Source organism: Armatimonadota bacterium (assembly GCA_013359125.1).
Classification (GTDB): domain Bacteria; phylum Armatimonadota; class Fimbriimonadia; order Fimbriimonadales; family GBS-DC; genus JABWCR01.
The window spans coordinates 82,435-91,606 of sequence record JABWCR010000008.1; the positions used below are offsets into that span (position 1 = coordinate 82,435).

A 9,172-nucleotide genomic window follows, 5' to 3' on the forward strand; every position below is an offset into this window, starting at 1 on the left:
CGTACTTGAATCATGCGAAAACTGATCCTTGCGCCATTCTTGCTTCTGTTGCTGAGCGTCTCGTTCGGACAGCCTATCACCGAAGAGGTCAAGTCCGAAGTCCTCAAGGAGGTCAATCGGATTCTGGCCGAGCGCGCCTTTGTACCCGGCGCAGACTTTTCTAAGTGGCCCGAATACCTGGCCAAACGCCAAGAGCAGGTAGACGAGGCCAAGACTCAAGGCGAATTCGTCAACGCGGTCAACCGCGCCCTGCGCGACTTTGGCATGAGCCACATTCGCCTCCAAACGCCCCGAGCCGCCGAACTGAGAACACGAACCACGACCATTGGCGTGGGCTTGCGAGTGAAGGAAGTAGCGGACGGCCTCGAGGTCCTAACAGTCGCGCCGGACAGTCCGGCAATGGAGGCCGGGCTCAAACAGGGCGACGTTATCCTCGCGATCGACGGAAAAAAGCCCGAATCGACCGAAGACCTGCCCTCCGATGCGGGCGCCAAAGTCGAACTGAAGATCAAAATGAGCATGGGCGAAGAGAAGGCCGTCTCCTTAGAAGTCAAAGAGTATCGCCGTGTTCGCACCGACTTCCTATCATGGCTGGACGACGAAACCGCATTGCTGAAGGTCCACACCTTCTCCACCGGATACAATCGACAACTCCTAGAAGGCTTTGTCGAGGAAGCGCGGCCTAAAGCCAAGTATCTGCTCCTCGATCTGCGCTCCAACGGCGGCGGCTCCACCGCCAGCCTCAACCACCTGATCAGCATTCTGTTGCCGCCCGACAAGGCAGTGGGCGCCTTTATCAATCGCCGCACGGCCGAACAATACGCCGAGGAGACCGAAAAGCCCGCGACCGATCCGGCGGCGATCGCCGAATGGACCGAGCGCAAAGTGCGCACGCGATACGGCCTGATCGACCACTATCCGGGCAAGATTGCCGTCCTGATCAATAGCGGCTCGGCCAGCGCGTCCGAGATCGTTGCCCAAGCGCTTCGAGAGGTCGGCGGCGCCCCCGTTATCGGCCAAAAGTCGGCAGGCGCAGTGCTGGCTTCAGTGTTCGGCAGGCTTCCGCACGGCTTTGCCATCCAATACCCGGTCAGCGACTACGTCAGCATCAAAGGCGTAAGATTGGAAAAAAATCCCATCGTGCCCGACGTGGAGGCGACCGGCCGAGCCACGACCGCCGACGACCCGGTCGTCCAAGCCGCCGTCAAAAAGCTGAAAGGGGAATGACGCGACATTGGGGTAGACTTTTGTATCGACAATGGATTGCAACATCTACCCCAAGGAAGTCATCGCCCAGTCGTCCGATGCGAACAAGATTCTTAAAAGCGATCTGCCGTTCCACCAATGGTATCGCTTTGTACTATCGTTTCCGCCGCACCTAGTGCGTCAATACCTGGCCGAGTTCTCTCCCAGAGGTCCTGTGCTCGACCCATTCTGCGGCACCGGCACGACCTTGGTTGAGTGCAAGCGCCTGGGCGTCCATTCCGTAGGTATGGAAGCCAACCCCATGGCTGCGTTCGCCAGCCATGTGAAGACTGATTGGACGCCCGATCCAAATTGGACAAGACATAGCCCTCTGCTCAGAGAAATTTCCTGCCCTTATCTGCCGCCCCATCGCTTCGCAGTTCTTCGGCACAAACAAAATCGCATTGTTTGAGTTCAGAGAGACCCGCGATGGCCTTCGCGTGATTGACGAGCGCCATTATGAACTGGCGCCGCCTTCTGAATTGACGGACGAAGAAATAGCGCAATATGCGGCAGTCGCTCGAACCAAAGATGCCTAACCCTCCCCGCTCCTTAATAGCGTGTTCGGGTCCTCCTGTTCGGCGCCCGGCTGCGACGCCCGGAGCAACTGCTCAGCGTCCTGCTCCTCGGTCGTCGCCCGCAACAGTACGCTCGCCTCGGCCCGCTTAACCGCGCCCGCCTCGATCGCAGGCAGCGCGCTCTCCACCATCTCCCTTTTGTCCGTATCCAAGTCGTCCAAACGCGCTTTCAACGCCTTGACCAAAGCCATCCCGCCGACCAAAGGCGCGATCGACAACAGCGCCTTAGTTAACGAAAGGTCGCCGACAGCGATCAGTTCGGCCATCGCTCTGTCCTCCGCTTCGTCCAGAGCGGGCGCATTGCTCTGGTCTACGACGCTCAATAGAGGATTTAAGGCTTCTAAGGCTTCCTTTTGCACCTGCGGCTTGATGGAGCACACCAAGAGGGGACCCAGCGCGGCGGGCGTCTTCAGCATCGCCAATCCGTTCAACGCCGCAACTTCAAACGCCTTCCATTTCTGACGCGCCGTTAACAGCGCAATCAGCGCGATCAATCCAAGGATGGAACCAATGACGAGGGCGCCGACCCACCACAATTGAGGAAATTTGACGTCCGCATCGGCGGCCAATATCGCAAGAGTCACCCCGATTGCCACGGTCGGACCAAGGCCGATAGCCGCGCCAAAGAACACAACGGACTTCCAAACTCGCTTCCACGGAGCGCCTTGTCTCATCTTGAGCGCCGCCGCAATCGCGGTCGCATCGGGCGCCAAGTCGGAACGCGCGATCAGTTCCGCCGCCTTCGCCGCCACTTGATCGCTGTTAGACAAAAGCGCTTCATAAAGCTTCTTCTGGGCTAGTTCGCCTCCGCACTCGACAAGAACTTCCAAGTAATCGCAACAGAGCGCGCTGACCGCCTTGGAGGCTTGAACGGTGTTCTGTGCCATCTGGGGAGCCATGCTGTCTTGAGTCACCACATAGCGAGGCTTCTGTACTGTGCCGAACCAAGCCGAGTATCGATCCAGGCGCTCGGCCACTAACAGAGAGATCTCGGGCGAGGCCAACGCCAAAAGCACCTGCTTAGCCCGTTCGCGCACCTTCCGATTCTCATGCTCCAGCCAGTGCGCCAGCATCGGCGCAGCCCGGCCAATCTGCGGCGCCAAAGACGAGATAGCCGCCTCTAAGTCAAACTCGTCCCGAGCAAAATAGATGAACAATTGACCCCTGTCGTCAACGTTCGGCCCCATGCCTATATTATGCCCCCACCAGCAGGATGCCCAACCCCTTGCGTCGAATCTCATCCCGTGCCCGATATCTTGTTGCCCGAACCCATCGAGCGCGTCTGGCTGTCCGAGCAGACCTTGCGCCGCCGCGTAAAGGAACTGGCCGCCGAGATCGATCAAGAGTACGATGACAGCCATCCGCCCCGCCTCATCACCATCCTTAAGGGCGGCGTATTCTTTATGACCGATCTCTCGCGCGCTCTGACTGTGCCCCACACGCTCGACTATCTCTCTATTCTGCCCTATGCAGCGCAAGATCGCTCGGGCGAGGCGCGCATCGTTAAAGACCTGGACGACCCCATCGAGGGCGTTCGCGTGCTCCTGGTCGAGGATGTGATCGATACGGGCCTGACGCTCTCCTACATCTGCCGCAATCTAGAGCGGCGCGGACCGCTGGACCTAAAGGTCTGCTCGCTGCTAGACCGCCCCCAACGACGGCTGGTGGACGCGCCGGTGCACTTCAAAGGCTTCGACGCGCCGGACGATTTTCTGGTAGGATACGGCCTAGATTGGCGGCAGCAATATCGCAGCCTCCCCTATATCGGCCTTCTTAAAAGGAGCATGGTCAAATGAGTTCGCCCAGCACCGAAAGGCTCTCCGACGCGATCCAAGCCGTCCTCTTTGTGGCCGACGGGCCGCTGACCGAGAACGCCATCGCCGAAGCAACCCTGGCCGACCCCAAATCCATCAGGCAGGCCCTCAATCTATTGGCCGAAAGGCTTAAGAACGAAGGCGGCCTCTGCCTAACGCGCATCGCGGGCGGCTATCAGCTCAGTACAAAGCCCGAATATGCCGAAGAATGCGCCCGCCTGCTCAACCCGCCCATTCGACGCCTTACCCGAGCCGCAGTGGAGACTTTGGCCATCGTCGCCTATCGCCAGCCGGTAACTCAAAGCCAAGTGGACGCCCTGCGCGGCGTCGACAGCAGCCATTCGATCAAACTTCTGCTAGAAAAAAGGCTGATTGAAGAACGGGGACGCAAGCCAACGCCCGGCAGGCCGCTGATATACGGCGTAACGGACGAATTCTTGCACTACTTTGGCCTGGCCGATCTGACCGATCTGCCGCCGCTCGATTCACTAGCCGTTGTCGCGTTTGAGCGCGGCGACGGCGCCCATGCCATAGCTGAGGACCACGACGATCGCCCCGCCCACGGCGTAGAGCAGGTTGATCAAGAAGCCCATCCAAGCGGATGATTCGATCTTCGGCTCTAACAGGCTGACCATAACGTTAAACTGGCCGACCGCATCCTCAAACTGCTTGACGCCCTCTTCGCCGATCGCAATCTTGACGCCGGACGCATCGAACACAGAAAGACCGATCATGAGCGCTGCGGTGAGCGCGGCCAGCTGATAGCCCCGATTGCGCGTCATGCCCCTCGACGCCAGCACATAGGCCAAGATCGCTATCAGCAGGATCGGCGGAATGCGCCAAACAGCCGCTCGCGCCAACGGCGACTCCGAATCGGACATGCCCTCCACCTGAAGCGGAAAGTTGAACGAACCGACTTTCTCTCTCGCAGTAATAAGATCGATCTCGATCGGATATTTGCCGTCCTTGGCAATGGCAAAGTCGACGCCATACTCGCCAAAGGTCGCCTCTTCGTGCGCAACCTTCTCGATCGGCTTTTCTCCCGCGCCGTGCAGCTTCGCTTCGACCCGGCCGACCGGCGCCGACGTAAGACCGATGTCCGGCGCATCTTTAGGCTTAAGTCGGAGCATGATGCCGACGCCCATCTGTCCCTCGGGCACCGTGTCCCAATGGTGCGGCTCATCGTGCGCCCGGGCGTTTTCAGCAAAACTCCAGAACAAGATAGCCAAGAGAGCAAAGAAGAGAGCCGTTCCAATCCTCATGCTATATTGTGGCCTATCGAGTCCAGAGGGAGGGAAGTTCCTGCTAACCCGGCAAAAATGCAGAAATCGCCCGATCCAGCCCGGCCAAGTCTTGATGCAGCCGAACATCCACAAAACCGGCCCCCGACACAATCTCTGACGCCGCCTCGCCCTGCCCAGCCCCGATCTCGCACGCGAACAATCCGCCAGAGCGCAAAACGCCCAAGGCCCACGGCGCCAACTCTCGCACCGCGTCCAACCCGTCGATACCCGCCGCCAGCGCCTCGCGAGGCTCGTACAGCCGGATCGATTCGTCCAAATCCTCATATTCGGACAGCGATATATAAGGCGGATTGGACAGAACCGCATCCGCCCGTCCCCGCCAATCCCGCCAATCCGAACAAATCAGCTCGAAGCGCCCCTCAAACCGAGCCAGATTGCGCCGAGCATACTCCAGCGCGACAGCCGACGAATCGATCCCGATCCCTCGCCAGCCGGACGCGACGCTCAGCGCCCCCGCCAAAACGCAACCCGACCCCGTTCCGGCGTCCACAACCAACCCCTCTTTGCCAATCGCAAACGCCTTGAACAGTTCCACCAGCAACTCCGTCTCGGGTCGGGGGATCAAAACCCCCGGCCCAACCTCGAACCGCATCCCATAAAACCATCGCTCGCCCGTCAAATAGGCCGCAGGCTCGCCCGCCGTCAACCTCTCGAACAAGTCGATCAGTCGCTCGTCGGCGGCAACGATCCCAGCGCCCGCCTGCGTCCTAGCCAGCCGTCGAGCCTCGATAACAGCCTCGCCGTACCGTCCTTCACTGATTAGAGAAACCAAAACTCGAGCGTCGAACCAGGAGCCGGCAACCTGAGCATCGCCGACCAAATGCGCCAACAGCACGGCCGCATCGCGCGCAAAATCCGACATCTAATGGCTTAAATTGGCCAGCAGAAGGGCTGCCAGTTCGGCTCGCGACCGGGCGCCCGTCTTGGCCAAAATCCGCTCCACGTGCACCTTGACAGTGCTGGCCGATATAAACAGTCGCGCCCCAATCTCCGCGTTCGTCCGACCTTGGATAAGAAGGGCGAAAACCTCGGACTCTCTCGCGCTCAACCCGTTATCCTCAGCGCATTGCGCGATCAAACGGTCCAACCCCTGCGATTGAGACGCCCTCGCCAATCGATTGATCGCCGCGTCAAAATGCCTCTGATATCCGCGCAAAAACCGCATCTCCTCTTCGCTAAAATCGCCGTCCCGTCGCTCCTTATAAAAGGTGATCCAAGCCAAGGGATGTCCGTCGCGCACGGCGGCGATCATCGCTCCGTTCTTAAGGTTTCTTGGTGCCAGCCAATCTTGATAAAGCCCCGAATCAGACAGGCGACGATCCGACACATAATCGCTAAACCGAGCCATCTGAGGCCGCGCCGCCGCCATCTCTCGCTGCCAGGGGTTATCGTGCTCGGCGCCGCCGCGCCGTTCCGGCGCAAAATCCTCCTTCTCCACCCCGATTCCGGCCAACGGCCCAAACTCCAAAAAGTGCAAAATCATGGCGCAACGCATAGCCTCGAACAAGGGCTGGAGCGCTCCGCTCAAGTCCTCCTTCTCAACGCACTCTTGCAGCGCCACCGCTGGATCGTCCTTGCCCAATCGTGGCGCCCAGAGATTGATCGTACGCGCTCGGGTCGCGCTCATATCCACAATTATAATATACTTTTCTCCCCGAAGGCCGCCCATAGGTACACTAAGGGCTCAGGAGGTTTGCAAGAATGTCGATTTGTCCGGGTTGCGGGGCTGAGTTGAACAAAACGAACTTTGGCGGGGCGATGATCGACGCATGCCCCAATTGCGCGGGTCTGTGGTTCGACGATGGCGAACTCTCGCTGATATTGCAGGGCGAGCCAGAGGCCATGATGCAGATGGACGCGCACTTTCAGCCGGGGGCCTCAACGATCGATGGGGAGCGCGGACTGAAATGCCCCCGATGCGAGACCAAACTGACGCCTTATCCCTTTGCCGGCCAATCCGACATCTCTCTCGATCGATGCGACGAGTGTCACGGCGTCTGGATCGATAACGGCGAGCTGAACAAGATGGCCGACTACCTTCGCGAGGCTAAGACCGACAATTCTCCCATCGGCCCAGCGCCCAAAGAGATCGAAGAAACCGGACCCATCGCCCGGGCGGTCAACGGCCTGATCGACTTCCTGCGGTTTCGAAAGTAGAGCAGACTTCGTACTCAAAGTTGTGCTACATCTTTCTAAAAGGCCGCTTGCCTTTTGAAACGCCGCCCTTCCGGGCGGCCGGCTCATAGCGTCGTTGCCGAGAGGCCTGGCCCCAATGCGCCGCTAGGCAATGGCCCAACGCCCCAATTGAACGGGAATCCGCTAAAATGTAGCACAATTTTGAGTACGAATCGCCCCCAGAACGGGTAAAGTATCTAGCGGATGGCGCTCGCCCAATTTGCAACCATAGAACTTCTCCGCGTCAACATCTGCAACATCGACATGAACGAAACCCTCGATGCGATAGAAACCTTCGTGCAAGAAGGAAAGCCCCGCCTGATTGTAACCGCAGACGCCACTGGGCTGGTGATCGCCGCCAACGATCCCGAGTTCAAAGCCCTCGTCAACGCCGCCGATCTGGTAACCCCCGACGGCGCGGGCGTGCTCTGGGCGGCACGGCGCAAGGGAACTCCGCTCAAAGAGCGAGTCTCGGGCGTCGATCTAGTGGAACGGTGCGTCCAGAGAGGCTATCGGGTCGCCTTCATAGGAGGCAAGCCAGGCATCGCTCAGGCGGCAGCCGACAATCTCAACGCCCAATACCCGGGCGCCCAGATCGTCGCCGCGCTCGACGGCTACTTCCCGCCCGAAAAGGAAGAAGCCGTCGTGCAAACGCTCGCCGAAGCCAAGCCGCAAATCCTCTTTGTCGGCATGGGGATGCCTAGGCAGGAACGCTTTATCCAGCGGAATAAAGCAGCCATCGGAGCGGCGGTCAATGCCGGTGTCGGCGGTAGTTTCGATGTCTTTGCCGGCGCCATCAAACGCGCGCCTCGTTGGATGCAGCGCTGGAGCCTGGAGTGGCTTTGGCGGATGATCCAAGACCCGTCCAAGATCAAGAAGGTCAGCAATCTGCCCCGTTTCGTGCTCCTGACGCTGAGGAGCGGGCGATGAGCCTTGTGCCCCTTCATTGCCCCAAGTGCCGGGCGCCTGCACAGAGTATCGACGACCCTTGCGCTCAGTGCGGCGCCAAGCCCATCGCCAAGTTTCGGGCGATGTACGGCATCCAGGCCTTTGTCGCGGCTTTGGGTACTATGGGCGGTTACGGTTTGGGATTTGTAGGCAATGCGTTCAACATCTTGTGGTTGGGAATCGCAGGACTGTTGGGAGCCTTCGTTTGCGCAGTTTGGCTGATGGGGGCCTTGTGGCTCCTGTTTCGTACCAATATCTAACATGTATCGAAAACTTCGATCGCTTCATCGTTGGGCCGGCCTCGTCTCCAGCCTATTCTTGATTCTAATCGCATCGACGGGCTTTCTATTGGCGAACAAACCGAGGTGGGATTGGGTTCAGCCGCCGACGCTTTCTGGCGACGAGATAGAGAACCTGAGCGAAGCGATTTCAGTGGATCGGGCGGCGCAAGCAGCGTTCGATATAGGCTTGCCAGAGTTAAAGAGCAGAGAGGACATCGACCGGATCGACTATCGTCCCGGCAAAAACGTCTATAAGATCGTTTCGAAGCGTGGCTACCGCGAGGTGCAGGTAGACGGCAAGACCGGCGAGGTGTTGTCGAACCAATATCGAACGGACCAATTGACCGAGGATATCCACGACCTCAGTTACTTTGCCGACTTTGCCCATGCGTGGGTCTTGCCTGCGGTCGGACTGCTCCTGTTCTTTTTGGGCGTTTCGGGCGTGTCGATGTTCTTCACGCCTGCGGTTCGCCGCTGGCGCTATCGCCGCAGCCTGAAGACGAAGCCCTAAGTTACACCGAATCTCCGACCTGGTCCGTAGCAGAAGTAGAGCCGTCAAGTTCTATTTGTTAAAGTACCGCCGGCGTCCCCGCGAGCCGAAAGAACGGGCCGGGAGGGCGAGCGTCCTCGCGAGCCGAAAGAACGGGCCGGGCGGGCGAGCGTCCCCGCGAGCCGAAAGAACGGGCCGGGAGGGCGAGCGTCCCCGCGAGCCGAAAGAACGGGCCGGGAGGGCGAGCGTCCCCGCGAGCCGAAAGAGCGGACCGGGAGGGCGAGCGTCCCCGCGAGCCGAAAGAACGGGCCGGGAGGGCGAGCGTCCCCGCGAGCCG

Annotated in this window: 12 protein-coding genes; 8 read left to right on the forward strand and 4 right to left on the reverse strand. The window is 59.6% G+C overall.

What is annotated here, in order from left to right; translation table 11 throughout:
* The first annotated feature begins 12 nt into the window (after positions 1-12).
* Together HUU60_05705 and HUU60_05710 are read left to right on the forward strand one after the other, a co-directional pair.
* Positions 13-1,227: a PDZ domain-containing protein gene (locus HUU60_05705; GenBank protein ID NUL82205.1), complete on the forward strand. Its 1,215-nt coding sequence runs from the start codon at positions 13-15 to the stop codon at positions 1,225-1,227.
* Between the two features lie 31 nt (positions 1,228-1,258).
* Positions 1,259-1,657: a hypothetical protein gene (locus tag HUU60_05710; protein ID NUL82206.1), complete on the forward strand. Its 399-nt coding sequence runs from the start codon at positions 1,259-1,261 to the stop codon at positions 1,655-1,657.
* A 123-nt stretch (positions 1,658-1,780) separates the two neighbouring features.
* Here HUU60_05710 and HUU60_05715 read toward each other — a convergent pair whose 3' ends face one another.
* Entirely contained in the window at positions 1,781-3,010 is a 1,230-nt protein-coding gene (locus HUU60_05715) for a hypothetical protein (protein NUL82207.1), read from the reverse strand.
* A 72-nt stretch (positions 3,011-3,082) separates the two neighbouring features.
* Here HUU60_05715 and hpt point away from each other — a divergent pair, with 72 nt between their 5' ends.
* Together hpt and scpB are read left to right on the forward strand one after the other, a co-directional pair.
* On the forward strand, positions 3,083-3,619 hold the full coding sequence (hpt, locus tag HUU60_05720) for a hypoxanthine phosphoribosyltransferase (GenBank protein ID NUL82208.1): 537 nt from the start codon (positions 3,083-3,085) through the stop codon (positions 3,617-3,619).
* Positions 3,616-4,242 (forward strand): SMC-Scp complex subunit ScpB, encoded by a 627-nt coding sequence (gene scpB, locus HUU60_05725; protein NUL82209.1) that lies wholly within the window; start codon positions 3,616-3,618, stop codon positions 4,240-4,242. The genes hpt and scpB overlap by 4 nt, the downstream gene beginning before the upstream one ends.
* Here the strand turns inward: scpB and HUU60_05730 are convergent.
* From HUU60_05730 to HUU60_05740, 3 genes are read right to left on the reverse strand one after another with little or no spacing between them, the layout of a single operon-like run.
* Positions 4,126-4,899 (reverse strand): hypothetical protein, encoded by a 774-nt coding sequence (locus tag HUU60_05730; protein NUL82210.1) that lies wholly within the window; start codon positions 4,897-4,899, stop codon positions 4,126-4,128. The two genes, scpB and HUU60_05730, sit on opposite strands and share 117 nt — an antisense overlap.
* 43 nt (positions 4,900-4,942) lie before the next feature.
* Positions 4,943-5,803, reverse strand: coding sequence for a peptide chain release factor N(5)-glutamine methyltransferase (gene prmC / locus HUU60_05735; GenBank protein ID NUL82211.1), 861 nt, complete (start codon positions 5,801-5,803; stop codon positions 4,943-4,945).
* Entirely contained in the window at positions 5,804-6,436 is a 633-nt protein-coding gene (locus tag HUU60_05740) for a hypothetical protein (GenBank protein ID NUL82212.1), read from the reverse strand.
* 206 nt (positions 6,437-6,642) lie between these two features.
* Here HUU60_05740 and HUU60_05745 point away from each other — a divergent pair, with 206 nt between their 5' ends.
* The 4 genes from HUU60_05745 (at position 6,643) to HUU60_05760 (ending at position 8,856) form a co-directional block, all read left to right on the forward strand.
* Positions 6,643-7,098, forward strand: a complete 456-nt coding sequence (locus HUU60_05745) for a zf-TFIIB domain-containing protein (GenBank protein ID NUL82213.1) — start codon at positions 6,643-6,645, stop codon at positions 7,096-7,098.
* Between the two features lie 222 nt (positions 7,099-7,320).
* Positions 7,321-8,046 (forward strand): WecB/TagA/CpsF family glycosyltransferase, encoded by a 726-nt coding sequence (locus tag HUU60_05750; protein NUL82214.1) that lies wholly within the window; start codon positions 7,321-7,323, stop codon positions 8,044-8,046.
* Entirely contained in the window at positions 8,043-8,324 is a 282-nt protein-coding gene (locus HUU60_05755) for a hypothetical protein (protein ID NUL82215.1), read from the forward strand. The genes HUU60_05750 and HUU60_05755 overlap by 4 nt, the downstream gene beginning before the upstream one ends.
* A gap of 1 nt (position 8,325) precedes the next feature.
* Positions 8,326-8,856 carry a PepSY domain-containing protein gene (locus HUU60_05760; protein ID NUL82216.1) on the forward strand — a complete coding sequence of 177 codons (531 nt, stop codon included), beginning with the start codon at positions 8,326-8,328 and terminating at the stop codon, positions 8,854-8,856.
* Positions 8,857-9,172: the final 316 nt, after the last annotated feature.

Excerpts from the sequence above, each read along its gene's own strand:
- HUU60_05705 (NUL82205.1), top strand. The coding sequence starts at position 13 with ATGCGAAAACTGATCCTTGCGCCATTCTTGCTTCTGTTGCTGAGCGTC.
- HUU60_05710 (NUL82206.1), top strand. The coding sequence starts at position 1,259 with ATGGATTGCAACATCTACCCCAAGGAAGTCATCGCCCAGTCGTCCGAT.
- HUU60_05715 (NUL82207.1), bottom strand. The coding sequence starts at position 3,010 with ATGGGGCCGAACGTTGACGACAGGGGTCAATTGTTCATCTATTTTGCT.
- scpB (NUL82209.1), top strand. The coding sequence starts at position 3,616 with ATGAGTTCGCCCAGCACCGAAAGGCTCTCCGACGCGATCCAAGCCGTC.
- HUU60_05730 (NUL82210.1), bottom strand. The coding sequence starts at position 4,899 with ATGAGGATTGGAACGGCTCTCTTCTTTGCTCTCTTGGCTATCTTGTTC.
- prmC (NUL82211.1), bottom strand. The coding sequence starts at position 5,803 with ATGTCGGATTTTGCGCGCGATGCGGCCGTGCTGTTGGCGCATTTGGTC.
- HUU60_05740 (NUL82212.1), bottom strand. The coding sequence starts at position 6,436 with ATGCGTTGCGCCATGATTTTGCACTTTTTGGAGTTTGGGCCGTTGGCC.
- HUU60_05745 (NUL82213.1), top strand. The coding sequence starts at position 6,643 with ATGTCGATTTGTCCGGGTTGCGGGGCTGAGTTGAACAAAACGAACTTT.
- HUU60_05750 (NUL82214.1), top strand. The coding sequence starts at position 7,321 with ATGGCGCTCGCCCAATTTGCAACCATAGAACTTCTCCGCGTCAACATC.
- HUU60_05755 (NUL82215.1), top strand. The coding sequence starts at position 8,043 with ATGAGCCTTGTGCCCCTTCATTGCCCCAAGTGCCGGGCGCCTGCACAG.
- HUU60_05760 (NUL82216.1), top strand. The coding sequence starts at position 8,326 with ATGTATCGAAAACTTCGATCGCTTCATCGTTGGGCCGGCCTCGTCTCC.